Source organism: Myxococcus sp. CA005, from assembly GCF_006518205.1.
In the GTDB taxonomy this organism is placed as follows: Bacteria; Myxococcota; Myxococcia; order Myxococcales; family Myxococcaceae; genus Myxococcus; species Myxococcus xanthus.
The window spans coordinates 1-24,818 of sequence record NZ_SRLV01000082.1 but is presented as its reverse complement, the minus strand read 5'-3'; the positions used below and the strand labels follow the sequence as shown (position 1 = coordinate 24,818).

Genomic DNA, 24,818 nt, shown 5'->3' with positions numbered 1-24,818 from the left:
CGAAATCCCAGAACCCAGCCAGCCCGTGGCACACACTGCCGGCAGGTGTCTCGTTGGACCCGTACCCCGAGCTTCATGAAGCCGCATGAAAGGCGCTCCTTGGCTGCCTGGGGTGTAACAGGGCTCGCCACAGGAGCCGGTTTTTGTGACGTCGCGCGCTACGTCGCGTGCTCGCGAGCGGGGTGGCCGGTGAGCCCGCACCGAGCGGCGGCGCCGTCCGCCACCGCTGGCGCGCTGGGTGCAAACGCGGTCTCCGGGTCTTCACCGGAGACCCGGAAGTCGTCATCCCCCAACGAGAGGTTTTTCATCCATGAGCATCAAGCTGACGGGCCGCCTGATGGCGGCAGCACTCCTGAGTCTGACGGCCGCGGGTTGCCAGGGCGAGGAGTCGCAGCCTGCCGAGGCTGACGCGCTTTCGGCCCAGGAAGCGCCTGTGAAGGCGCAGTGCGTTGAGACCTTCGCCGGCATCACGAACTGCGCCACGGGCAACGCGAAGCTCGAGCGCACGGAGAAGGGCCTCAACGTCACCGGCCTGGAGAAGGCCGCCAACGACGGCGTCTCCAGCAACTTCGCCGCCGCGACGCAGTGGGAGCAGAAGGCCGTCTTCCAGGACCTCGCCAAGGCCGGACAGGGCTTCGCCCTGGCGGCGCGTGATGGCGACCAGGTGGTCAGCACCGTCCAGGTCGGCATCGGCCGTGAGCCGGGCCAGGTGACGTTCCAGCCGCAGTTCACCGGCACGCCGGGCGGTTCGACCTACAGTGTGTACGTGTACAACGGCGGTCAGTTCCAGGGTCGGCACATCAACCGCGGCCTCTGGTTCCCGATGGATGCGTCCTGGTACGACATCCACATCCGCTTCACGCCCATCCACATCGGCTTCCGCAACCACATGACCTTCGGGTTCAATGACACCATCCCCACGGGCGCCTGCGTGTGGTCCTTCCGCAGTGCGACGCCGGGAGCCTTCACGTTCGACTTCGACGGCCGCGAGGTCAGCGGTGACCACGTCGAGTTCGTCGAGGAGCTGGGCGATGGCCACTACCCGTACACCAGCTTCTCGGCCATCGACCTGACGGCCGCCGCGAGCGCGCTGACCATCCACAGCGAGTCCATCAGCCGCGGCAAGTAGTCAGCGGTCCGAAGCATCCACGCCGGGTGGGAGCCTCTCCCGCCCGGCGTGTCGTTTGTGTCGCGCTATGTCGCCAGCACGTCCTCGAAGGCGAGGAGGCGGCGGAAGTCCGACGCCCGCCAGAAGGTGTTCCCCTGGGCGTGGAAGCGGCGCAGCTCCTCCCGTTCCGGCCAGGAGCGGTAGGGATATCGCGCCCGGCTCACGTCGATGGGGCGCGCGTCCGGCGTCTCTCCGCGCTCCAGGGTCTCCATGTGCCGCTTGAGCAGGGCAATGCCCGCGGCGGTCGCCTTCGCCGTCAACGCCAGGTGGGAATCGGCGGCCGTACGGGTGAACGCGCTCTGGGCCAGCACGTCGCCCGCGTCGATGCGCGCGGTGGTGCGGTGGAGTGTCGTTCCAATCTCAGACACGCCGTTCAGCATGGCCTGGAAGACGGAGTCCACGCCGCGGAACTCCGGCAGCAGCGATGGGTGGATGTTCAAACAGCCATGGCGCGGCAGACTGAGCAGTGGCTCCCGGATGATTTGATCGCACATGCTGGTGAGGAACAACTCCACCCCGTGCCGCTCGAGCTCGCTCACCGTGGCCGCTCCGGAGAAGTCATCACTGATGACCAGCGGAATGCCATACGCCTGGGAGAGCGCCTGGAAGCTCATCAACCCCGAGGCGGGAATGCTGAAGGGCAGCGAGCCACTCAGCCCGGCGAGCACGTTGTAGCCGGTGAAGCGCGGGCCAAACTGCTTCAGGAAGACAGGCAGCACTTGGGCCGGGGTGTAGCGCTTCTTCTGGAAGCGCAGGCCCCCCGCGGACAGGAGGATGCACGCGGGCGCCAGCCCTGCTCGCCGCACCAGGGTGTTGGCGAAGTACAGGGACATGACGGAGGGAATGCAGCCGTAGGCGAAGCGGAGCATGGTCAAGCGGCCTGGTCAGTGGGGGGCTGCGAGTCGTCGTCGAAGGTGGAGACGCGGAACTTCCGTCGCTCCTGCGGCTGCTTCTCGCTCAGCAGCGCGGGCAGCAGGGGATTGAGCAGGGGCCGCAGCCACGCGGACTGGATGCGGGCGGCCATCGTCATGCCCTCCAGCTCCGCGCCCACCGTCTGCTTCACGAAGTAGCTGGTGAGGCCCAGGTCCACCACGCGGCATCCCGTGCGGGCCGCGTGCTCGATTTCCTTCCACATCATCAGGTAGTAGGCCGGCGTGCCTTCCGTCCGGGCGTAGTCCATGCCGATGCAGAAGGGGTTGTTGATGCCGCCCCCGGTGCCCGTGAGGATGAAGGCAATCAGGTGCCCGGCCGAATCCCGCAGCGTGAGGAAGCTGCTGGTGGTGGGCATCCGCTCCGCGATGGTCTCGAAGAAGGCCCGAGGGAATGGGTTGCGCTTGAACTCCGACGCGCCCTCGTGGACCTGGAGGTAGAGCGGGTAGCACTCGTCGATGAGGGGGCGGAAGTCCCGCACCCGCTCCACCTGGAAGCCCAGCGCCTCTGCGTCCTTCAGCTTCTTGCGCAGGTTCTGCCGCGACTTCTTCTTCAGCCGCTGGAAGTGGGCCTCGCTGCTCAGCCCGTCCAGCGCCACCATGGCCATGGGGTGGTTGGCCACCTGCTTGAAGCCCCGCTGGAGGAACCACGACTCCAGGCGCACGTCCTCGGGCAGGGCCTCCATGAAGTCGCGCACCAGCAGCAGCGCGGCGTCGCCACACACCTCGTCGCAAGCGGCGAGCAGCGCCCGCGCGAAGTCGTGCTCGGAAACGCGCTGCGCGTCGTACCACCAGTGCCGCTCCGCCGTTTCGAAGGTACCCACCATGCCCAGGCCCAGCGACAGGAAGCCGGGCAGCACCTTGCGCACGCCCTTGGTCAGCGTGCCCACCTGCTCCGGCAGCAGCAGGCTCAAGTCCAGGCGCTCCTCGGTGATGACCGCCAGTCCGACGACGTCCGCGCCTTGCGACACGATGAGGTAGCCGAACTTCCGCTCCGGGAACGAGTCCTCCAGGCAGGAGAGGAACGCGGCGCTCTTGAAGGGGTGGCCCCGCGCCACCTTGTCGTCCCACAGCGCCTGGGGCACGTCCTGGATGCGAGGGACGACTTTCGTGGTGATGCCCGCCTGCGCCGTCATTCGTCGCCCTCCGCGTCCAGTCGCTCGAAGTGGATGCCATGGCGGGCCAGGCCGTCGTCGTTCTCCTTCATGTCCCGGAACACGCGCTGCGAGCGGGGCAGGGGCGTGGGCGGGAAGAGCTCCGCGCCGAAGCGCTTCAGCAACTGGTCCAGCACCGGGTTCGTGTGGTGCACGGCCAGGTACAGCCGGTCCACCACCGCGCCGATGCTGGCCTTCACCGCGTAGCTCGTCTGTCCCAACTGCACCACCGACTTGCCCTGGGACTCCAGCACCTCCACGATTTTGTAGATGCTGTTGAAGTACAGCGCGCCCTCGTCGCGGAGGCTGTAGTCCAGGCCCAGGTAGATGGGGTGGACCCACTCCGCGTCCTTGAGGAACAGCTCGAAGGACACCAACTGCTCGCCCTTGAAGCACAGGAGCGCGAAGACGCGGTCGCCCAGGCGCTGGGGGAGCTGGGCGAAGAAGTCCACGCTGAGCGTCTCGAAGCGAATCTTCGAGCGGTTGAGGACCTGCAGGTACAGCGGGTGCATCTGCGCGGCGTAGCGTGAGAAGTCGGAGACGGTCTCCCAGCGCATGCCCGCCTCCTGGACGCGGGCCATGCGGTTGTTCATCAGGGAGCGGTACTTCTTGCGCAGCCGCTCCTTGAAGGTGCTCTTCCCGGGCTCGCCCAGGTACAGGTAGGTGGTGGCCGCGCTCTCCACGAAGTTGAAGCGCGGGGACAGCACGTCCTTCACTTCGGGCAGCTTCTGGGAGGTGAACTCCTTCATGAAGACCAGGCCCAGCTTCAGGTGCCGGGCGCGGGCAATCACCTCGCGGGAGATGGCGCGCAGCACGTCGTCACGCCGCGCCTTCGGCAGGTCCGCGCGCACGCCCAGCAGGTCTTTGCAGATGGCGATGGGCGTTCCGATGACGAACGCGTTCAGGAAGAGGAAGTCCGGGAACGCGCGGCGGACCTGGGACACCACCTTGTTGACGTTCTCCGGGGCGATGACCGTCAGCGACATCCGGAAGCGGAAGCAGGGGACGATGGCCACCACCGCGCCCTCGTTCCGGAGGACCAGGTAGTGGAACCGCACGTCCTCGATGCTGGCGGCCTCGGTGGCCTGGTGCAGCTCGAAGGACTGCATCACGTCGGTGGGTGGGAAGCAGGTGTGCCAGTCCTCCCGGCCGATGTCGTTGATGGAGCCGACCCAACGCACGTCGAGGGGGCGCGGGAAGGTGTGGAAGGCGGGAGCGCTTCCGGTGACGGGTGCGGACGCGGTCATGTCTTTCGGGTGGGTTGGGGACGTCGAAACAGGGGACGGGGCTTTCAGGCGGCCAGGGCGCTGGAGCCTCGCGTGGAGGTGTCAGCGCCTTCGTGGAACGCGGCGCGGAAGCGCAGCAGCCACGCGGCGCTGAGGGCGGGGTGGAGCAGGATGGGGAGCGCGCTGACCAGCGGAACGCCCTCCATCAGCGCCAGGGCGGGACCCAGCAGCGCGATACCCGCCAGCCGCGCGAACTCCTGCCGCCACGCGAAGGCGCGCGAGTCCATCAGCGCGCCCAGGCTCCAGGTACCGAAGAGGACCAGCCCCAGCGTTACGGCGCGGGCCCCGGGGCTGAGCGTGTCCAGGTACCACGCGAGCAGCAGGATGCTGGCCGCCAGGCTGAAGAACTGTGTCACGCAGTAGGCGGTGACGGGCAAGGGCAGGCGCGGGTCGTACTTCTGGAAGGTGGCGGACGGGCCGCCATCCGGGGGGCCGGTGAAGCGCTCCTGGCGCAGCGACGGCGGGTTCCAGTCCGGCCCCTTGATGAAGCACAGCACCTTGTCGGCCAGCCGCGCGCAGGCGGCGGACTTCTGGAACAGCTCCACGAAGTAGTGGAAGTGCGCGGTGAAGGGGTTCCACGAGCGCAGGCTGCTGCGCAGGCCGTAGACGGGAGGCTGGTCCTTCAGCTCCGGCTGGTAGGTGCGGAACAGCAGGTCCCAGACGACGAGGATGTTGCCGTAGTTCTTGTCGATGTATGGCGTGTTGCGGCTGTGGTGGACGCGGTGCTGGGAGGGCGTGACGAGCACGTACTCCAGCCAGCCCAGCGGCGGCACGTAGGTGTTGTGGATGGCGTACTGGAAGATGAGCTGGATGCCGGTGATGCCCAGGAACACCTCCGGCGCGATGCCCAGCAGCGCCATGGGCACGAAGAAGGGCCACGTGGTCAGCTCACCCAGCGCGCTCTGCCGCACCGCGAGGCCGAAGTTCATGTCCTCGCCGGAGTGGTGGGCGACGTGGACGCCCCACATCCACGCCATGGTGTGGTGCATCCGGTGCGCCCAGTAATAGAAGAAGTCGTAGGCGAAGAAGGCCACCACCCACGTCCACGCGGAGTCCTTCGCCAGGCTGAAGAGGGCGTGGTGCTTGTAGACGTAGCCGTAGAAGACGAAGGTGGCGCCCGCGATGACCACGCTGCCCAGGACGGTGAGCAGGCTCATCGTCACGTTGGTGAGCAGGTCATTGAGCCGGTAGGCCGGCTTGCGCCGCAAGAGCCCCACCACCAGCTCGATGAGGATGGGAGCGAGGAACACGGGCAGGCCGTAGAGGAGCTGTTCCTTGAGGTCCATGGCGGGTCTTCCAGTGGCGTGGGTGGCGTAGGGCGCCGGCTCAGGTGCCGGTCTGCTGGAGCGGCGGCGCGTCCTGGAGGTTGAGTTTGCGGCTGCAGCGGTCCAGCGCGTCCAGGAATCGGTCCAGGTCCGCCTGGGTGAGGTTGGCGCTGACGTTGATGCGCAGGCGCGTGCGGTTCTTGCTCACGGCGGGGTAGCCCACCGGGTTGACGTAGATGCCCTCCAGGTGGAGCAGCCGCGTCAGCTCGAACGTCTTCTCGTAGGCGGGCATCAGGATGGGGATGATGGGGGACTCGCTGTTCATGCAGTCCAGGCCCATGGAGCGGATGCCGGCGCGCAGGTAGTTCTCGTTGTGGTGCAGGCGCTCCTGGAGCTCGGGCTGCTCCTGGAGGATGCGGATGCCCTCCAGCAGGCCCGCGGCGATGGGCGGCGGCAGCGAGGCGGAGAAGATGTAGCCGTTGGAGCCGAAGCGCAGCAGGTCGATGGTGGCCTTGGAGCCGGCGGCGAACCCACCGATGCCCGGCAGGCCCTTGCTGAGGCTGCCGGTGAGCACGTCCACCTGCGACTGGAGCCCGAAATAGGCCGGGGTGCCGCGGCCGTTGGGCCCCATGGCGGCGGTGGCGTGCGCGTCATCCACGAGGATGAAGGCGTTGTAGCTCTCCGCCAGCGCCACGATGCCCGGCAGGTCCGCCACGTCGCCGTCCATGCTGAACACGCCGTCGGTGATGATGAACTTGCGCTGCTCGTATGGCAGCTTCTTCAGCGTGGACTCGATGCTGCGCAGGCTCTTGTGCCGGTAGGTGCGGATGTCCGCGCCGGACAGCTTCAGCCCGTCGATGATGGACTGGTGGTTGAGCATGTCCGACAGCACCACGTCGCCCTCAGCACACAGTGCGGACAACACGGACAGGTTCGCCGCGTAGCCGCTGCTGTAGGTGACGCAGTCCTCGAAGCCCAGGAACTCCGCCAACGCGCGCTCCAGCTCCAGGTGCAGCTCACACGTCCCGTTGAGCAGACGCACGCCGCTGACCGTCGTCCCGTAGCGGCGCAGCGCCGCCTCCGCCGCGGCCACCACGCGCGGGTGCCCGTTCAGCCCGGAGTAGTTGTAGGAGCCGAAGTGGAGGACGTCCCGAGGTCCCTCCGCGTTCAGCCTCACATCCCGGCGCGTCGGACTGAAGCTGACGCGCGCCTCCCGGCCCGGCATCCCGTGAAACACCCGTCCAATGACGTCACAGTGATGGTTGTCCACGTAGTAATGGACCGCCTTCTGGACTTCCTGGAGCCGGGCGGAGCCCACGGCGAGATTGCGGTTCTTCTCGGGAAAGGCATTGCGGGTTGGGTCCATGACGGTGGCTTCCTGGTGCGCGTCTGGCGGGCACTTCCGTCCGCCGGACAGACACGTCCCACCCTCCGCGCCACTCAAGCCGCGGATACGAGCGTACGAATCCTGACCGGCGGCCCGGAAGGAGGGGGCCGCTGTTCGTGGAGAGGTCTCCAGCGCAGTTGTGACGATGTGTGAGTTCTGGGCAGCCACGCCGCTGAGCATTCCTGAGGATGCTCGATACGGTCCCCCATTCGTGGCGAATCACAAATATCGAGCAATGGACAGCGTGTCAATGGATAGCCAGATTTTTACGTAAATAGCGGATTCGTTACCTGAGCCATCCTTCAACTTCCTTTGGCGCGCTCAACCCATGGCGTGTGCCGGGAGCGTCTGCCGCGAAGAAAGGGGGAGCGGGCGCGTCGGGCGCGCCCGCTCCCCGGGCTTCCACGTGTCAGTTGGGTCGCGGGATGGGTTTACGGGTCTTCGGCCGGGACGGTGCACGTCCACTGACCGTTGTGCATGCACTGGCAGTTGCCGATGGGCATGTCTTCGATGCAGCACTTCCGCGTGGAGCCGCTGGGGGAGCATGCGAGGCCGAGGACGTTCACGCACGCCTCTCGCGACAGGCTGCAGTCGAGCGGCGGCGGGGGCGTGGTGGGGCAGTACTGGTAGTTGCCGTCACACTGGACGTAGTGGTCGTTGGATGCGGAGCAGGTCGTGCCCCAACACGAGAGCGACGGACCCGTCGCACACTCCGTCGAACAGGAGACGAGGGCGCTCGACTCCTGCCCCAGTTCCTCCCGCGGCTCCACGGCTTCAACGCCACCACAGGCCACCAGGGTGGATACGGCGAGCGCCGCCAGGACAGCAATGGTCTGCTTCATGGGGTGGTTCTCCTTGGGTGAGAGCTACTGGTTGCAACAGATGGCGTGAGCGCCGCTCAGGTGCGCGCGGAGGTTGAGAGGAATTGAAACATTTTGCGTTACAGTCGCGCCATGGCATTGCGAATGACTCGAGGATGCCGTGTGGCTTTGCCGTACAATTACGTCGCGACGGTTGAGGAGTGGGGCGGAGTGGCCCCAGTCGGTGTAGAGAAGACGCATGCATCCCCCGCTGGAGAATGGTGCCCGCCGAGGGGCCCAGGTCCGCTGCCCGGCCTGCACGCGCTTCCACACGCCGGGCCTCCTGTGCCCTCGGTGCGACTGCGGCCCGGTTCCTCCGGAGCGGTATGGCGCCGCGCGGATGCTCGTGCACGCGGGGGTGGACCGGTATGCGCTGGCGGACCGGGTGTTGCTCCTCCCCACCTCCATGGCGGAGCAGTTGGAGGCGCGCTACGCAAGGATGTGGGCCCATGTGCGGCGCCTGCTCGTCGACGTGCGGCGCTACGAGCAGGCGTTGTTGCTCCGGGGCTTCGAGGAGGAGGTCGAGGACCGGTGGGCCCAGCGGCTTCCCTGGCACGTGCCCGAGGAGGAGCCCGCCGCCGAGCCGGAGGAGGGGCTGCACACCGCCGTTCCCGCGCTGGAGTCGCGGTGGCTCGCCGCGTTGGTGGACGTCCACGAAGGGACGCCTTCGCACGAGGCGCTCGACACGGTGCTGACGTGTCTGGAGGATGACGGCCGCTTCGGCTGCGAGGCGGCGCTGGCGCTCACCCGGTGGCGGGTGTGGCCAAGCGCGTGCAGGTCCCGGGTGGCCACCGAGCGCATCGCGCGGCTCGCTCGCGCCGCCTTCGTCCGGTTTCCGGAGCAGGGGGCGCGCGCCGCCGTGGCGTGGATGCGGGCCACAGGGCAGGCGCCGGACGTGGACCTGCTGCTCGTGCTGCGTGAGGGCCTGCACCATCCGGACGCGGATGTGCGCTTCGAATGCGCGCTCTGCTTGCAGGACGAGGATGGCCTCCTCGCAGCCGAGGAGTCCACGGACCTGGCGCGGGCCGCGGAGGCGCGTCGGGCGTTGGCGTCGCGGGGCTCCGTGCGACTGCTGGAGCGGATGGCGTCGCGGGGAGATGCGGACTTCGCGCTCGACGTGTTGCGGCGGTTGCCCGCGCAGGCGCCTCCGGGGGCGCTGAGTGCGTTGCTCGCCGTGTCGGACCGGGTGGCGGGTGGACTGGCGGAGGCGCTGCATGGCTGGGCCCGTGGCCGGCCTTTCGCGGAGTTGCCGCCGGAGGAACGAGCGTTGTGGGCGGACTGGGCGCTCGCGCGGCTGGCGCGGCTCTCCGCGGAGGATGCTCTTCGTTTCCTCGAGTGGGCCGCCGCCGCGCGGGACGCGGACCGGGTGGAGGAGACGCGCGCCTTCGTCTCAGCGGTGTCCGAGTCCCTGGCGCGAGAGCCGCCATCGCTTCGCGCCAGCCGCTTCCAGGACGCGGCCTTCTCCCGGTTCCTCTCGCTCGCTGACGAGGAGGATGCACCCCGGTTGCACACGTGGAGTCGAGAGGCGCCGTGCACGGAGCCGTTGCTGGAGGCGGTGCTGTCACTGTCCTCACGGCTGCGGTGGGGCGATGCGCTCGCTCCCGGCCAGGGCGCGCGTTTGTTGATGGCGCTCTGGACGGGGGAGGGCCGCGAACGCCTGCTGGCGCCGCTGGCGAAGGTGGTGCGCGCGTGGAGTGGCGGCAGTCAGCATGCCGGGTTCATCGACGCCGTGTGGCGGCGTTTCCAGCAGCACCCGGACGAGCGCACAGACTTGTTGGCCACCTTCACGCCGTGGAGGGCGGAAATCTGGGAACGGCAGCAGGCGGCGGAGCCTGACGCGGTGGTGTGCTTCCAGACGTGGTGGCCGGTGGAGGACCCGGAGCAGCTACCGGCGCGTGTGGATGCGCTGGTCCGTCAGTCGCCCTCGGAGGACCTGTCGCGCCGCCTCGAACCGGTGTGGAAGGCGGCGGAGGTCCGGGTGGATGCGTGGCCGCGTGCCACCTCGCTCGCGGTGTCATACGCGGCGGCGGTGTTGTCGGCGACCGTGAGGCGGGACGTCGACGCGCTCGACCCGGACGCGGAGCGCTTCCTGGCCTGGTTCCCCAGCTTCCGGGAGCGTGTCGTCGCCGCGTCACCTACGTCGAGCGAGCGGAGCTACTCCCGCGACTTCCTGAAGGACATCGAGGTCGATGTCCGGTTGATTCGGGAGCACCTCGAGCGAAAGCGGCAGCGGGAGGACCAGGCGCACGAGGCGGAGCTTCGGCGCATGGTCGAGGCGTCCCGCCAGCGGGACCTGGAGCGCCAGCGGGAGTTGATGGCGCGTCAGGTGGAGGCGTCACCGCCCGCGCATGACGTGGAGGTCGCGCCGCTGCACACGCCGCTGGTGCTGCTGAATCCGCGCGGGCCGGTGCAGCCGCTCGACCTGGAGGTGTGCTTCCCGGAGGCCCGGCTGCGCACGCTGCTGGACTACACGCGGCTGTTGAAGGTCATGAGCGTGAACAACGACGTGATGGCGGTGTTCGAGGCGCACGGCCTGTCGGTGGCCACCTGGACGTCGGAGGCCACCGCGTGGGGGACGCTGCTGGTGCGGCGTCCGGAGCTGGCCCTGCGCTTCGGGGTGTTGTTCCAGGGGCCATGGGGCTGACGGAGCGGCGGCGCTCAGCGCCTCAGAGTGGGCCGTTGGGCGTGAGGAGCACCTTGCCGGCGCGCCCACCTTCCATGGCGCGCGTCAGGGCCTCCTGGATGGACTCCAAGGGGAAGGTTCCCTCTACCGGGACGTGCAGTGCGCCTTCCGCCACCTGCTTCGCGAGCCGGGCGAACAGGGCGCCCTGCTCCTCGCGCGGTGTCTTCTTCGTCCACGTCACCAGCCAGAAGCCGCGCAGGGTGATGTCCTTGAAGATGGTGGCGGCGGCTGACAACCGAGGGCCCTTTCCGCTCATCGCGCCATAGTTCACCACCACGCCGCCGCGCGCGAGCGCGTCACCCAGGCGTTGGGTGGATTCACCGCCGACGGCGTCGATGGCCAGCCGGACCTTGGCGCCGCCCGTCACTTCGCGCACGCGCTCCGGCAGTTCATCCGAGTCCAGCAGCACGGCGTCCGCGCCCAGCGCGGTGAGCTCCGGCGCCAGCTCTTCACGCCGCACCACGTTCAGCGTCTTGAAGCCAGCCTGCTTCGCCAGGGTGATGATGGAGCGGCCCACCGCCGAGTTGGCGGCGTTCTGTATCACCCACTCGCCGGGCTGCAGCGCGATGAAGTCCCGCAGCAGGAGGTCCGCGGTCGGAGGATTGATGAACAGCATGGCGGCCTGCCGCAGGTCGGTTCCCGGCGGCACCCGCAGGAGCGAGTCCGCGGGAGCGACCAAGTGGGTGCACCAGGTGCCCGCGCCCAGCGGGAGGAATACGATGTCACCCACCTTCACGGCGCTGGAGTCCTGGACCTCGACGACGCGGCCGACGCCTTCGTTGCCGGGCACAGCGGGGAGCTTCGGGAGCTGCCCGTACTGGCCGCTGAGCGTGAGGATGTCGGAGGGATTGATGGGCGTGGCCAGCACTTCAACCCGGGCCTCGCCCGGCTTCAGCGCCACGTCCGGCTGCTCCACGACTTCCACCACCTTCAGTGGCTGTCCGAAGGCTGAGAACCGCACTGCTTTCATGGGACGCTCCATGCTTCGTGTGGGAGTGTGGGGCGCACCCTAGCGGCCTTCGAGGGGCGCGCCGAGCATCCAAGCAGTCGCCGTGCCCCACCGCTTTGCCTTCCGGGGGGCGCTGCGCAGGTTCCTCCAGCCCCGCCGGCCGCCCGCTACCAGATGGCGCGGGAGCTGGCGGCGGACCTCCGCCGCTGGCTTGGAGAGGGCGATGCCTACGGCCAGGAAGAAGCGGCGGCGGAGCTGCACGACATGGCGAAGCGGGCCCACGAAGTGATGCTTGAGCTGTGCATGCGGCGCCCCCGTGGTCTCCAGGCGTCTGAGGAGGCGGTCAGCACGAACGAGCCATGCGGGTGACATCAGGACCCCAACACCTCTGCATCCAGGTGCTTCAGACAGCAGGGGTGTGGGGCGGTCGCACGAGCTACACCGGCGTGAACTTCACACCGGTGGCCTTCACACGCTCCAGTGCCTGTTTGATGTCCTCGGAGACGATGAGGGCCAGAGGCCAGCCCTCCGTGCGGAATACCTTGGTGTCACCTGTCCTCTTGGCGTCGATGCGCAGGTTGTCGACGGCGTAATACCGGCCCACCTTCTCGGGCAGCCCATCCTCCGGCATCCAGAACTGCACTTCGGACGCTTTCTCATCGATACAACGCACGAGCTGCGTGACCACGAAGAGCAGGTACTGGTCCGGGTAGCCCTGGATATCGACGGGAATGAGCTGCACGTCGTCAGGGGCAAGCTCCGTGAAGACCTCCGCGACCCTGACGTGGATGATGGGAACGCTCAGGGCCGTCAGCGTGAAATCCAGCGGCTTGCCCACATGCTGGATAGGGATCTTGAGATGCCCCTCCACAGGGACCGGACGACCCTCATTGAAGCTTCTCGGATCGTCCACCTCGCATCCATGTTGGTCCAGAGGGTCATCCAGATGCCAACGGCCTGGAACCTGGACATCCTCCTTCAACCTGAAGAAGCGCTGGGTCATGGCGGGCATCTAGGGCTGTGCGCTCTTGGTGACAAGCTGGTTCAACCGCGTTCCCGCGGTGCGAGTTTCCGCAGCCAGCCGTCTGAGTGCTCTCGTCAGTGCTTCTCTACACTCAGAAACGTTACGGCAACGGCGGGTTGCGTCGTACAGCCGCTCGTGGATCAGGTCGTGATACTCCTGCGGATGAGGCCCTTTGTGGCCCGGAATGGGCACGATGTTCTCAGGGTCCTTCAACTCCATTCCTGCTTTCCTGAAAATCTTCTCGAACTTCGGCGTCCAGGGCCCGCCGCGTGCGGTGGAGACGCTGTTCTTGTTCGTCGCCAGGTGGTGGTCCTCGGTGTGGCCGCCGCTCATACCCCGGGCCGCCATGGCGACCGCGTTGGGCGCCAGTGCGACGGTGAATCCCTCGGCCGTCATCGCCACCGACTGCACGCCTCCAATGGCCACATACTGGTAGCCCGCTTGCGTCTCCACCGCGAGCGCAGCCTGCGCTGAGCCCGGCAGCCTCGAAGCCTTCGCCGCCAGTCCCGCCGTATGGCCGATGGCCGCCGTGGCCAGCATGACGAAGACGCGCGCCGCGTTCTCCCCGAGCACTTCGCCGTACGCCTCGCCCGCTTCGCTGAGCTGTACAAAGGTGGTGGCTCGGTCCACCGTGCGCACCAGCGCCATCCATCCGTCCAGAATGCGCCACACGGTGTCCACGCCCAGATAGGCAATGGCCGTAGCCGTCAGCAGGGCTGCCAGGCCCTTGCTCACCGGCTCGGGCAGCGACCAGAGGAGCAGGTACATGCTGACCGAGGCACTCACCGTCGCCAGCAGCGCCTGCGGGTCGGCCATGTCCTCCAGCGCCTCGGCCGTCTCTTCCCACACCGAGTCCATGGCGATGGCCATGGCCAGCGAGTACTTGCCGTCGCTGGCCAGCAGCGGGCCTTCGGCCAGCAGGCGCAGGCAGTCGCCGGGCTGCGACTTGCGTTCGCACCAGCGGCCATAGGCGCGCGTCAGCTCATCATCCGCGTAGGACTCGAGGAGGCGTGGGCCGTCCGGGTCCTTCTCTTCCTGGAGAATGAGCCGGGGGCCGCGAGGCTGGTAGAGGTACACGCCGCTTCGCTCGGGGACTCCGAAGCGCTGGCGGGCCTCGCGCAGGGGATTGGAGAAGGGCCGCACGTCCCGGGCGAGTTCCACCATGGCCTCCTCGAATTCATCGTCGTCCAGCTCCACGGGCCCGGTGTCATCGTCCGTGAACGGCGTGTGGACCCTGGAAGGCCCATCCCCTGTGTCCAGACGTACGAGCCGGGTTGTCGAGCAGCCCGTGACGGCAAGCGCCAGCGACAGCCAGATGACCGCATGCGCTCTCATCCTCGTCCTCCGGTTCCGGGCGTACTCCTACGAGGCCAAGTCCAGAACTACCAGAAGAGCCTGACGAGACGAGCTGACCGCTTCGAGGAGCGCGCCGAGCGCCCAATCTGCCGATGTGATCCACCGCAGTGTCCGCCTGGGGCGCACGCCTGTCCATCGCTGGACGCGGCCCGTGCGTGGCTGGGGACAGGCGGACAGACGGGGCTCGCCAGTCGCGTCCACGCTGCTCACTTTCCGTTGCGGGCAACGGGACGGCGAGGAGGTCGATGGTGAGCAACGCGCACGGGGAGTTGTCCCTGGCCCCGCCAGCAGGCGCTGTGGGAGCAGCGGCGCCGCAGCGGGTCCTGAAGCGATGGATGGTGGTAGGGCTTCGGCCCGTCTTCGCGCTGGCGGGTGTTGGCACACTGGCGTTGCTGGTCCACAAGGCCGGGCCTCGCGAGCTGGGCGCCGTGTTGTCCGGCGCGGCGCCCTGGCTGCCGTGGGTGGTGCTGCTGGAGCTGGGGCGGCAGTGCATGGACGGGCTGGCCACGCGACGTGCCTATGGACCGGGAGCGGGGCGAGTGCCCTGGCGCGTCCTGGCCCGCGCGCAGCTTATCGGTACCGCGGTGTCCAGCATGGCCCCGGCGGGCCGCGCCGCGGCGGAGGCCACCAAGGCGGCCCTGCTGAGTCCCTACATGGGCGGGGGAACCGCCACCGCGGCGGCGGCGACCTCGCAGGCGGCGTCCCTGGCGGCGGGAGGCTTCATCTCGTTCCCCTGCGCCCTCGCGTCCTACATGCTGACGGGCATGTCCCTCTTCACGATGCTCATGCTGGCGCATGGCGGGTTGCTGGTGCTGGTGTCGGTGGGCGTGCGCGCGTGCATGCGCGCGAAGCGGCCCGGTGCGTGGCTGGTGTGTCGCTTCAGCCGCTGGGCGCTCCATGCGGAGCAGTTCAAGGCCTCGGCGCGGTGTGGCTCGTTGCTGCCGTGGTCGCCCATGCTGGCATTCTTGTGCAGTCGGCTGTTCCAGGTGGCGCAGTACGGCGTGCTGACCTACGCGGTGGGCATCGACACCTCACTGGTGCAGGCGTTCTTCGCCCAGGGCCTCTACCTGTGCGCGCTGGCGGTGGGCTCGCTGGTGCCAGGGCAGGTGGGGGTGAGTGACGGCGCCTTCGCGCTGGCTGCGGGCGTGCTGGACACCACGGCCGCGCGCGCCATGTCGGTGGCGCTGCTGGGGCACCTGGTGCAGTTGCTGTTCGTGCTGGTGGGGGCGCTCATCCCGCTGGTGTGGCGGATTCGGGCGCCGCTGCCCGTAGCACCCGCACCGGCGTGCCGCTGAAGGCGGCGTTGCCGCAGAGCGCGTCCACGGCCTGCGCGTCCGTGAGGTCGTTGTGGCTGGCGCCCGCGTGGGCGGTGGCCACGGCGAGCCGGGTGCCCTGGCGGCCATGTCCGTAACCGTGGGGCAGGCTCACCACACCGGGCATCACCTCGTCCGTCACGTGGATGGGCACCGTCACTGTGCCCACGCGCGAGGTGACGGTGGCCTCCATGCCGTCGGCGAGCGCCCGCCGGGCCGCGTCCTCCGGGTGCATCATCAACGTGCAGCGCGGCTTGCCCTTCAGCAGGCCCGGTACGTTGTGCATCCAGGAGTTGTTGTCGCGCAGGTGCCGCCGGCCGATGAGCAGCAGCTCGCCACTGTGCTGCTCGGGGACGGTGTCCTGGGGGAAGGCTGCTTGCAGGCGTCGCACGTCCGCCACCAGCAGCTCCGGCGCCAGGTGGATGCGGCGGTCCTTCGTCTGGAGGCGCTGGGGCAGGCAGGACTGGAGCGGCCCCAGGTCGATGCCGTGGGGCGACTGGCGCAGCTTCTCCAGGGTGAGGCCCTGCTTCGCCGGGTGGAAGCGCGCGCCGTAGGGCCCCAGCCGCAGGCCCAGGTCCAGCACTCGCTCCGGACCCAGACGGGACAGGGCCTGGTACTTGAGCGTGGCGCGCACGGAGGGGCGGCCCTTGCGCAGCGTCAGCAGCCGGTGCTGGAGGGCGAGCAGAATCTGCCAGTCCTGGCGGCTGCCCGGCCCGGGCTCGAAGAGGGCGGGCGAGTACTTCGCGGTGTTGCGCACCGCCAGCGCGTGGAAGGCGATGTCGTAGTGGCTGCGCTCCAGCGGTGACACCGGCGGGAGGATGAGGTGCGCGTGGCGCGTCGTCTCGTTGAGGTACGGGTCGATGCTCACCATGAAGTCCAGGCCCGCGAGCGCCTGTTCCATCCGAGCGCCATCAGGCGTGGACAGCGCGGGGTTGCCCGCGACGGTGAGCAGCGCGCGGATGCGGCCTGGGCCCGGCGTGAGCATCTCCTCCGCCATCGCCGCCGTGGGCAACTCCCCCGCGAACTCGGGAAGCCCTCGCACGCGGCTCTTCCAGCGGCCGAAGCCGCCGCGGCCCACGGCCAGGGCCCGTGGACCTCCGACGACGTCGAACGCGGGCAGGGTGAACATGGCGCCGCCGCGCCGGTCCAGGTTGCCGCTCACCACGTTGAGCACGGTGATGAGCCATTGGCAGAGCGCGCCGAAGGATTGGGTGGACACGCCCATGCGGCCGTAACACACGGCGGCTCGCGCGGAGAGGAAGTCCCGGGCGATGCGGCGCAGGGTGTGCGCGGGCACGCCCGTGTGCGGTGAGACCTTCTCCGGAGGAAAGTCCCGGGCCAGCGCGCACACGGTCTCCAGGCCGTCGGTGAAGGCATCCAGCGGCCCCAGGCGCGGCGCGTGCTCCACCACCGCCACGTGCAGCAGGGCGAGCAGCGCGAGCGCATCGGTGCCCGGCCGGATGAAGACGTGCGTGTCGGCGATGGCCGCCGTCTCCGTGCGGCGCGGGTCCATGACGACGATGCGGCCGCCGCGCTGCTGGATGGCACGCAGGCGGGCGCGCACGTCGGGCGCCGTCATCAAGCTGCCATTGGACGCCAGGGGATTGGCGCCCAGCACGAGCATGTAGCCGGTGTGGTCGATGTCGGGAATCGGCACCATCAGCTGGTGGCCGAACATGAGGTAGGCGGTGAGCTGGTGCGGCAGCTGGTCCACGGACGTCGCGGAGAAGCGGTTGCGCGAGCGCAGCGTGCGCAGCAGCTCCGGACCGAACAGCATGTTGCCCAGGTTGTGGACGTTGGGGTTGCCCAGATATGCGCCCACCGCGTCACGGCCGTGCTCCCGTTGGATGGCATGCAGGCGGCGCGCGGTCTCATCCAATGCGTCGTCCCAGGAGACGGGCTCCCAACCGCTGGCGGTGCGGCGCATGGGGCCGCGCAGCCGGTCCGGGTCCTGGTGCAGGTCCTCCAGCGCCAGGGCCTTGGGACAGACGTGGCCCCGGCTGAAGGGGTCCTCCGCGTCGCCCCGGATGGAGGTGATGCGTCCGGCGTCCAGCTCGATGCGCAGGCCGCACATGGCCTCGCAGAGGTTGCAGGTGCGGAAGTGGACCTGGGGACCCGGGGCGGCGCTCATTCGGGGAACTGTAGCGCGCGGCGGAGGGCCGTCCGCCCGGCGGCGCGGGTCGCGCTTCCATCCGTCTGGGTTCAGACGATGGGCTTCCTGGCGGACTGCACGATTTCAGCGGCACACGTGCGAGGGGCCCGTGAAAGGATGCCGTCCCAGGAGGGCAGCACATGCACCGTGTGTATCCGTTCGTCGTCTCCCTGGGGCTCTCGCTCGCGCCGCTCGCCGCCCATGCCGCGGCGCCGGCTGCGCCCGTGGCCGAGGTGAAGGCGCCGACCATCCAGTTCAAGCAGATGAACGCCCGCGTGGGGTACCAGGAGGAATTGGACAACGCCGTGGACATGCGGCTGGCGCTCGACCTGCGCGCTTCGGACATGGACAAGCCGATGTCGGTGGCGATGTCGGTGACCTCGTCCAGCCGCCACACGGTGACGGTGCTGGCCGCGAAGGGGAAGGTCATCTCCAAGGTGAAGATGGCGTTCGACGACGTGGGCGAGGTGGCCGAGCAGCAGGGCAAGGTCCAGCGCAAGGCGAGCCCCATCAGCCGGAAGACGTACCTGGCGGAGTGGAAGAAGGACCGCGTGGTCATCACGAACGCGGCGGGCAAGCCGGTGCCCAAGGAGGAAGCAGACGAGGTGGCGAAGCACCTGCCGGAGCTCGGCAAGCCCCACCGGATGGAGGCCGCCTTTCCGAAGAATCCTCTGGCGGTGGGCGCCACCCTGGAAGGCTTCTCCGATACGCTCGCGAAGCAAATCGTGGACGAGCAGGGCGATAACACCCGTGTCACCCAGGCGCGCGCACGGTTGGTCGAAGTGCGTCAGGACCCGCGCGGCGCCGTGGGCATCTTCGACGTGGCGATGACGGTGTTACGCCAGGAAACCAAGGCACCGTTCCTGCTGACCATTCCGCTGCAAGGGCAGATGTCCGTCCTCGCGGAGGGCATCCAGTTGCTGGAGCTCACCTTGTCCGGGCCGGTGAAGGTGGAGCTGACCGACGACGCCGTCGAGCAGGGCTTCGAGGCGCGCGGCGAGGGCGCGATGCGGCTGCGGCTCATGGGCCGGAAGGCTGACGCCGCGCGTTAGGTGGATGGCCCGGCAGGTCGTCCGCTGGGCGCGAAGGCGCGGAGGCGTGACAGACGGCTGACAGAGTTTTGGGAGGCTGCGCGGTTAGAGGGTTCTGAATGTACCTGCACGCGCTCGGCCACTTCCATCCTCCCAACCTTCTGACCAACGCCTTCTTCGAGGAGCTGGGGCTGGAGACCAGCGATGCGTGGATAGTGGACCGCGTGGGCATCCGCACGCGGCACACGGTGCTGCCGCTGGACTACCTGCGGGAGACGCGCAATCGCGACGTGCGCGCGGCGCAGGAGGCGGCGCTCTTCAGCAACGCGGAGACGGGACGCCGCGCGGCGCTGATGGCGCTGGAGCGCGCGGGGCTGAAGCCGTCCGACATCGGGTTGGTGGTGGCGGGCGGATGCAGTCCCGACGAGTGCATTCCCGCCGAGTCCAACCGGGTGGCGCAGTTGCTGAACATCCATGCGCCGGCGGTGGACCTGCAGAGCGCTTGCTCGTCCTTCTGCATGCAGCTGCACTTCCTGGCGGGCATGCGGCCGGAGCGGCTGCCGGACTACGTGCTGGTGGTCAACATGGACAACTCCACGCGTGTAGTGGACTACACGGACCGCTCCAGCGCGGTGCTGTGGGGAGACGGCGCGTCCGCGGCCATCCTGTCGCCGCGCGTGCCGGGACGCTGGCAGCTCACGGAGACGCTGCTGGCCGGAGACCCCTCGGGCGCGGACAAGGTGCGCGTGCCGCGCATGGGGCACTTCACCCAGAACGGCGGCGAGGTGCAGAAGTTCGCCATCCGCCGCGCGGGGGAGACGTTCCAGGCCCTGCGCACGCGCTTCATGGAGCGTCACCCGGACAAGGGCGCGGGGGCCGTCTCCTTCATCGGGCACCAGGCCAACCTGCGCATGCTGGAGGCCGTGCAGCGGCGGTGTGAGGTGCCGGACGCGCGGCACTTCTTCAACGTGCACACCCGGGGGAACACCGGCGCCGCGGGCGCGCCCGGCGTCCTGAGCGAGCACTGGGACGACCCCGCCGTGGGAGACGCGGTGGTGCTGAGCGTCGTGGGCAGCGGCCTGACGTGGGCCGGCGCCTTGCTGGAGCGCACCCCGGCGCAGTGAGCCGCCCGGCGGGCCCCACGCGGTTGATTGCCCGACGTTGAGCCTCTCGGGACCTGTCCCCGTCCACTGCTGTACAGCGTTGCCCTTCCGGGCGTTGGCGGTGCCCGGGAGCGTGTGCAGCGTATGTCCTGTCGGATTCAGTGGGGTCTGGGGTCGGGGGTCGGGCGCATGCGTACTCAAGCGTGGGGTGGGAATCTGCGGTGTCTCGTGGCGGGCATGCTGCTCGTCGCGGGCGCCGCGCAGGCGGGACAGAAGCAGGTTGGCGGCGTGCACATGCCGGTGTCGCTGAACCTCAAGGGGCGCACCGTCGAACTCGCCCACATGGAGCTGCACAAGCAACTCTTCTTCAAGGTCTACGTCTGGAGCCTCTACATGGAGGACCGGCCACGCTCCACGCACGAGGCCATCAACTCCAACTCCGTGAAGCGGCTCCACTTCCACTTCCTGCGCAACATCTCCCGGGACCAGCTCGTGGGCAGCTTCCGGGACGGGTTGGAGCACAGCCCCGCCCTGCGCCGGGGGCCGCTGGCGAACCACCTGCGCATCATGCTCGCGTCGCTGAAGGACGTGCAGAAGGGCGAGGACCTCGTCATCACCTACACCCCGGGCGTCGGGCTCGAAGTCGGAGGAGATGCCTCCGGTGGCGTCTTCATCCCCGGCAAGAACTTCGCGGACGCACTCTTCTCCGTCTGGCTCGACTCTCATCCTATTTTTCCGCGCTGACTGACACACCGGGCTGTCCCGTCAGCCATTCATTCGTTTCAGCACAAAATATGTGCGAGGTTCTTCCTGACCCAGAGCACCACCAGCGATAGGCTGGCGCTTCATTCACAGGTGTCAGGAGGACACGTACATATGCGGAAACCGCTGGTTCTGGCTGCACTCGTCGCGCTCTCCACCACGGGCTGTGTTTCGCAGGGGAAGTTCGACGCCAAGGCGCTCGAGGCGGAGAACTTCGCCAAGGGCCTCAACGACGAGAAGGGTGCTCGCGAGGCCGCCGAAGCCAAGGTGAAGGCGCTGGAAGAGAAGATTGCCGAGTTGGAGCAGGAGCGGGAGGCGCTGAACACCCGCCTGGGCACCGCTGAGTCCCGCCTCACCGCGGGCGCTGCGGAGCGCCGCGCGTTGGAGGAGAAGAACTCTCAACTGGCCGCCCTCAACGATGAGCTGGCGCGCAACACGAAGAAGCTGGCCCAGGCGAAGGAGGAGCTGGAGAAGCGCAGCTCCGAGTACGAGAACCTGGCCCAGAGCCTCAAGCAGGAGATTTCCGACGGCAAGATTGAGCTGTCCGAGCTCAAGGGCAAGATGACCGTCCAGCTCAAGGACAAGATTCTCTTCGCCTCCGGCTCCGCCCGGGTCGGCAAGGAAGGCGAGGAGGCGCTGAAGAAGATCGCCGACGCGCTCAAGACGGTGCAGGGGAAGATCATCCGCGTGGAAGGCCACACGGACGACGTTCCGACCGGCGGCGGTCAGTTCCCGTCCAACTGGGAGCTGAGCCTTGCACGCGCCATGGCGGTGGTTCGTTCACTCCAGAACGCTGGCGTGGACCCGACGTTCCTCTCCGCCGCGGGCTATGGGCAGTACCAGCCCATCGCGGCCAACGATTCGGCGGAGAATCGCAGTCTGAACCGCCGCATCGAAATCGTGCTCGCGCCGAAGTAGGCGCCGCACTAGGAGGGGCGCGGGAGTCCCGCGCCCCTCATGAAAATCCTCCTCGCCGTCCTCTGCTTCCTCGCCGCCACTGGCGCCGCCGCTCAGCAGGACGCGGGCGTCACGGATGCCGACGCCGGCGCGCCCCAGGGCGTGCTGACGAAGCCCCCCGCGCTGATGCGCCAGGTGGAGGCACTCTATCCACCGGAAGCCGCGGCCCAGCAGCTCGAGGGCACGGTGGTGATGTGGGTCGACATCTCGGAGACGGGCGCCGTCTCCAACGTCGAGGTGTCCCAACCCGCCGGCCACGGCTTCGACGAGGCCGCCGTGGAGGCGGTCCGCCAGTTTCAGTTCGAGCCCGCCGAGGTGGACGATGTCCCCGCGCCGGTGCGCATCGAATACGCCTACCAGTTCGTCTTCCGTCCACCGCCGCCGCCGGAGGGTGAGGACGCCGCCGCCGTGGAGCCCGAGGCTCCAGTGAACTTCAGCGGCCGGGCGCTGGAGCGGGGCACGCGAGACGCGCTCCTGGGCGCGGAGGTGGTGCTGCCCGCGCTGGAGCGCTCCACCGTCACCGACGAGGAAGGCCGCTTCTCCTTCCGCGGCATCCCCCTGGGCACGTATGAGGTGCTGGTGGTGCAGAGCGGCTACGAGCGCTTCCGCACCGAGGAGACCTTCACGGAAGGCCAGGAGACGCGCGCCACGTACTACGTGCGCAAGCGCATCTTCGGCGCGTTCGAGACGGTGGTGCGCAGCGAACGCGAGCGCAAGGAAGTGACGCAGACCACGCTCCAACTGGCCGAGGTGCAGCGCGTCCCCGGCACCCAGGGTGACACGCTGAAGGTGGTGCAGAACCTGCCCGGCGTGGCGCGCCCCGCCTTCAACGGTGGCCAGCTCGTCATCCGCGGCACGGGCCCGCAGGAGTCCGGCGTCTTCCTCGACGGCCAGCGGATTCCGCTGCTCTACCACTTCGGCGGCCTCACCTCCGTCTACAACTCGGAGCTGCTGGAGGCGGTGGACTACCTGCCCGGCAACTTCTCCGCGTACTACGGAGATATCACCGGCGGCGTCATCAACGTGCGCAGCCGCGAGCCGCGCACGGACCGGCTCCACGCCACCGTGGGCGTCAGCCTCATCGAATCCAACGCGGTGGTGGAGGGGCCCATCACCGACACGCTGAGCTTCGCGGTGGCGGGACGGCGTTCGTACATCGACCTGGTGCTGGGCCTGGTGCCACAGGGCGACAACGGCCCCAGCCTCCAGGTGGCGCCGCGTTACTACGACGCGCAGCTCAAGCTGGTGTGGAAGCCGAGGTCGCGCCACACCTTCACGCTGCAGGGACTCACCTCCAGAGACAGGCTGGGGCTCGTCTTCGACCGGCCGGCGGACGACGACCCCACCGTCACCGGTGGGCTGAACGTCACCACCGGCTTCAACCAGTTGCGCCTGCGGCACCAGTACCGCGCGGACGCGCTCACCCTGGACACGCACGGCCTGGTGGGCAACACGCTGGTCCAGTTTGGCATCGGCGACCGTGGCCTGCGCATCGCCTCCACGGACCTGAACCTGCGCTCCACCGTGGAGTACGCCTTCGGGGAGGCGCTCACGCTGGCGGGCGGCATCGACGTGGTGAGCAACTTCGCCCGCGTCACCGCGCGCATCCAGGGCCTCTCCCGCGAGGGGGAGCCGCCCACGCCCACCGTCACCGATGACGTGCTCACCGCGGACGGCGACTTCCTCCAGTACTTCCCCTCCACCTGGGTGGAGGCGCGCTGGCGCCCCGTGCCGCGCCTGCTGCTGGTGCCGGGCCTGCGCGCGGAGAGCTACATCTTCACCGACCAGACCCAGGCCCGTCGCACCTTCAACCCGCGTCTGGCGGTCCGCTACGGCCTGACGGACACGCTGACGCTCAAGGGCGGCGCGGGCGTCTATCACGGGCCACCCGTGCAGGATGAGCCGAGCGTGGCCTTCGGCAACCCGGACCTGCGCGCGAAGCGGTCGCTCCAGTACAGCGTGGGCGCGGAGTGGCAGGCGCGGCCGGAGTGGTTCGTGGGCGGCGAGGTCTTCTACAACGACCTGGACGGGCTCATCGTCCGCTCCAACGCCACGGTGGTGCGCAACGGCCAGCGGGTGCCCGAGCGGTTGAGCAACGGCGGCGTGGGCCGCATCTATGGCCTGGAGGTGCTGGTGCGCCGCGCGCTGACGGACCGGCTCTTCGGCTGGGTCTCCTACACGCTCAGCCGCAGCGAGCGCCAGGACGCGCCGGGCGTGGGCTGGCGCCTCTTCGACAATGACCAGACGCACGTGCTGACAGCGATTGCGTCCTACAAGCTGCCGGCGGGCTGGGAGGTGGGTGCGCGCATGCGCTTCGCTTCGGGCAATCCCACGACGCCGGTGGTGGGCTCGGTGCGCGACGATGGGTCGGACGTCTTCATCCCGCTCTACGCGGCGGTGAACTCGCGCCGGCTGCCGTCCTTCAACCAGTTGGACATCCGCGTGGACAAGAACTTCGCCTTCGAGAAGTGGGCGCTCAACGTCTACCTGGACCTCACGAACGCCTACAACAACCCGGCGGTGGAAGGCATCGCCTACAACTACAACTACACCCAAAGCGCTTTCTTCGAAGGACTGCCCATCCTTCCCATCATCGGCGCCCGGGGGAGCTTCTGAGCATGCGTTCCATCCTCCCCGCGCTCGTGGTGGTGCTGCTCGCCGGCTGCGGGCCCGACTTCGAGCTTCAGAGCGAAATCCGGCGCGTGCGCGTGCTGGCCATCCAGGCGGAGCCCGCCGAGCTGGTGGTGGACCCGGACGCCTCCACGCTGCCCGGGCCCATGACGTTCAACGCGCTGGCGGTGACGCCGGACGCGCGCCCCGTCACCGTCCGCTACGCGCTGTGCCGCTTCACTGGCAATCCCTATGACGGGCGGTGCCCGGGGGACGACAGCGTGCCGTTGCCGGACGGCGAGTTGTCGCTCTCGGACCCGGACGTGCAGGCGGTGTTGCTGGAGGCACTGGCCGCGGGCAATCCGGGGGGCGGTGGAACGCTGGACCCCGAGGACCCGGCGCTGCGCGAGGCGCTGGCCCGGGGCATTCCGCTCTTCATCGGTTACGAGGCCACGGACGGCAGCGGCACACCGGAAGGCACGGAGCGCGGCGTGCGCCGGGTGACGTTGCGGGCCACCACCACGCCCAACCAGAACCCGGTGGTGTCGGACGTCCTGTGGGACGGCGCGCCGCTCACCGGCCCGCTGCCCGTGTCGCGCGAGGTGACCTTCACGCCGGTGCTGGCCGAGGGCAGCGTCGAAATCGAAGAGACGGACGAAGGCTCGCGCCCCGAGCAGGTCTTCTTCAGTTGGTTCGCCACTGGCGACGGCGAGGTGAAGGAGTTCCGCTCCCAGGAGCCCGTGGAAGGCCGGCCGGGTGACCCGACGTCGGCGTACGACACCCCCGCCACGCCCCAGCGCGTCACCTTCTGGGTGGTGGCGCGCTGGGG

The 24,818-nt window shown here is 68.7% G+C and carries 21 protein-coding genes; 9 read left to right on the top strand and 12 right to left on the bottom strand.

What is annotated here, in order from left to right; genetic code table 11:
• Window positions 1-158: 158 nt before the first annotated feature.
• Window positions 159-308, bottom strand: coding sequence for a hypothetical protein (locus FMQ63_RS37620; RefSeq protein ID WP_011550957.1), 150 nt, complete (start codon window positions 306-308; stop codon window positions 159-161).
• A gap of 2 nt (window positions 309-310) precedes the next feature.
• Here FMQ63_RS37620 and FMQ63_RS28645 point away from each other — a divergent pair, with 2 nt between their 5' ends.
• A complete protein-coding gene (locus FMQ63_RS28645) occupies window positions 311-1,129 on the top strand; it encodes a hypothetical protein (protein ID WP_011550958.1) in 819 nt (272 codons plus the stop codon).
• Between the two features lie 65 nt (window positions 1,130-1,194).
• On the opposite strand, the gene FMQ63_RS28640 is transcribed toward FMQ63_RS28645, so the two are convergent.
• From FMQ63_RS28640 to FMQ63_RS28615, 6 genes are all read right to left on the bottom strand, one after another.
• Window positions 1,195-2,037, bottom strand: coding sequence for a formyltransferase family protein (locus tag FMQ63_RS28640; RefSeq protein ID WP_020478724.1), 843 nt, complete (start codon window positions 2,035-2,037; stop codon window positions 1,195-1,197).
• A 2-nt stretch (window positions 2,038-2,039) separates the two neighbouring features.
• The gene (locus FMQ63_RS28635) at window positions 2,040-3,233 is read right to left on the bottom strand and encodes a GNAT family N-acetyltransferase (protein WP_011550960.1); all 1,194 of its coding nucleotides are present in this window, start codon (window positions 3,231-3,233) and stop codon (window positions 2,040-2,042) included.
• A complete protein-coding gene (locus FMQ63_RS28630; protein ID WP_011550961.1) occupies window positions 3,230-4,498 on the bottom strand; it encodes a GNAT family N-acetyltransferase in 1,269 nt (422 codons plus the stop codon). The genes FMQ63_RS28635 and FMQ63_RS28630 overlap by 4 nt, the downstream gene beginning before the upstream one ends.
• A gap of 44 nt (window positions 4,499-4,542) precedes the next feature.
• The gene (locus tag FMQ63_RS28625; protein WP_011550962.1) at window positions 4,543-5,823 is read right to left on the bottom strand and encodes a sterol desaturase family protein; all 1,281 of its coding nucleotides are present in this window, start codon (window positions 5,821-5,823) and stop codon (window positions 4,543-4,545) included.
• A 40-nt stretch (window positions 5,824-5,863) separates the two neighbouring features.
• A complete protein-coding gene (locus tag FMQ63_RS28620; RefSeq protein ID WP_011550963.1) occupies window positions 5,864-7,168 on the bottom strand; it encodes an aminotransferase class I/II-fold pyridoxal phosphate-dependent enzyme in 1,305 nt (434 codons plus the stop codon).
• A gap of 452 nt (window positions 7,169-7,620) precedes the next feature.
• A complete protein-coding gene (locus FMQ63_RS28615; RefSeq protein WP_020478723.1) occupies window positions 7,621-8,031 on the bottom strand; it encodes a hypothetical protein in 411 nt (136 codons plus the stop codon).
• A 217-nt stretch (window positions 8,032-8,248) separates the two neighbouring features.
• On the opposite strand from FMQ63_RS28615, the gene FMQ63_RS28610 reads away from it, so the two are divergent.
• Window positions 8,249-10,693, top strand: coding sequence for a hypothetical protein (locus FMQ63_RS28610; RefSeq protein WP_011550966.1), 2,445 nt, complete (start codon window positions 8,249-8,251; stop codon window positions 10,691-10,693).
• Between the two features lie 22 nt (window positions 10,694-10,715).
• On the opposite strand, the gene FMQ63_RS28605 is transcribed toward FMQ63_RS28610, so the two are convergent.
• The 4 genes from FMQ63_RS28605 to FMQ63_RS28590 all read right to left on the bottom strand — a co-directional run bounded on the left by FMQ63_RS28605 (window position 10,716) and on the right by FMQ63_RS28590 (window position 14,040).
• Window positions 10,716-11,702, bottom strand: coding sequence for a zinc-dependent alcohol dehydrogenase family protein (locus FMQ63_RS28605; protein WP_011550967.1), 987 nt, complete (start codon window positions 11,700-11,702; stop codon window positions 10,716-10,718).
• A 39-nt stretch (window positions 11,703-11,741) separates the two neighbouring features.
• Window positions 11,742-11,963, bottom strand: coding sequence for a hypothetical protein (locus tag FMQ63_RS37615; protein ID WP_176973844.1), 222 nt, complete (start codon window positions 11,961-11,963; stop codon window positions 11,742-11,744).
• A gap of 154 nt (window positions 11,964-12,117) precedes the next feature.
• Window positions 12,118-12,693 carry a DUF1629 domain-containing protein gene (locus FMQ63_RS28595; protein WP_011550969.1) on the bottom strand — a complete coding sequence of 192 codons (576 nt, stop codon included), beginning with the start codon at window positions 12,691-12,693 and terminating at the stop codon, window positions 12,118-12,120.
• Window positions 12,694-14,040 carry an AHH domain-containing protein gene (locus FMQ63_RS28590; RefSeq protein ID WP_011550970.1) on the bottom strand — a complete coding sequence of 449 codons (1,347 nt, stop codon included), beginning with the start codon at window positions 14,038-14,040 and terminating at the stop codon, window positions 12,694-12,696.
• Between the two features lie 356 nt (window positions 14,041-14,396).
• On the opposite strand from FMQ63_RS28590, the gene FMQ63_RS28585 reads away from it, so the two are divergent.
• Window positions 14,397-15,356, top strand: a complete 960-nt coding sequence (locus FMQ63_RS28585; RefSeq protein WP_020478721.1) for a lysylphosphatidylglycerol synthase domain-containing protein — start codon at window positions 14,397-14,399, stop codon at window positions 15,354-15,356.
• Here the strand turns inward: FMQ63_RS28585 and FMQ63_RS28580 are convergent.
• Window positions 15,292-17,505, bottom strand: coding sequence for a molybdopterin oxidoreductase family protein (locus tag FMQ63_RS28580; RefSeq protein WP_020478720.1), 2,214 nt, complete (start codon window positions 17,503-17,505; stop codon window positions 15,292-15,294). The genes FMQ63_RS28585 and FMQ63_RS28580 overlap by 65 nt on opposite strands.
• Window positions 17,506-17,666: 161 nt before the next feature.
• Here FMQ63_RS28580 and FMQ63_RS28575 point away from each other — a divergent pair, with 161 nt between their 5' ends.
• From FMQ63_RS28575 to FMQ63_RS28550, 6 genes are all read left to right on the top strand, one after another.
• Window positions 17,667-18,578, top strand: a complete 912-nt coding sequence (locus tag FMQ63_RS28575; protein ID WP_020478719.1) for a hypothetical protein — start codon at window positions 17,667-17,669, stop codon at window positions 18,576-18,578.
• A gap of 98 nt (window positions 18,579-18,676) precedes the next feature.
• Complete coding sequence (locus FMQ63_RS28570) at window positions 18,677-19,681, top strand: 3-oxoacyl-ACP synthase III family protein (protein ID WP_011550974.1); 1,005 nt, start codon at window positions 18,677-18,679, stop codon at window positions 19,679-19,681.
• 168 nt (window positions 19,682-19,849) lie between these two features.
• Window positions 19,850-20,404, top strand: a complete 555-nt coding sequence (locus FMQ63_RS28565) for a chalcone isomerase family protein (protein ID WP_011550975.1) — start codon at window positions 19,850-19,852, stop codon at window positions 20,402-20,404.
• 132 nt (window positions 20,405-20,536) lie between these two features.
• Complete coding sequence (locus tag FMQ63_RS28560) at window positions 20,537-21,340, top strand: OmpA family protein (RefSeq protein ID WP_011550976.1); 804 nt, start codon at window positions 20,537-20,539, stop codon at window positions 21,338-21,340.
• Between the two features lie 39 nt (window positions 21,341-21,379).
• A complete protein-coding gene (locus FMQ63_RS28555) occupies window positions 21,380-23,995 on the top strand; it encodes a TonB-dependent receptor (protein ID WP_011550977.1) in 2,616 nt (871 codons plus the stop codon).
• A 2-nt stretch (window positions 23,996-23,997) separates the two neighbouring features.
• On the top strand, window positions 23,998-24,818 hold an 821-nt coding region (locus FMQ63_RS28550), incomplete at its 3' end, for a hypothetical protein (protein ID WP_141276789.1).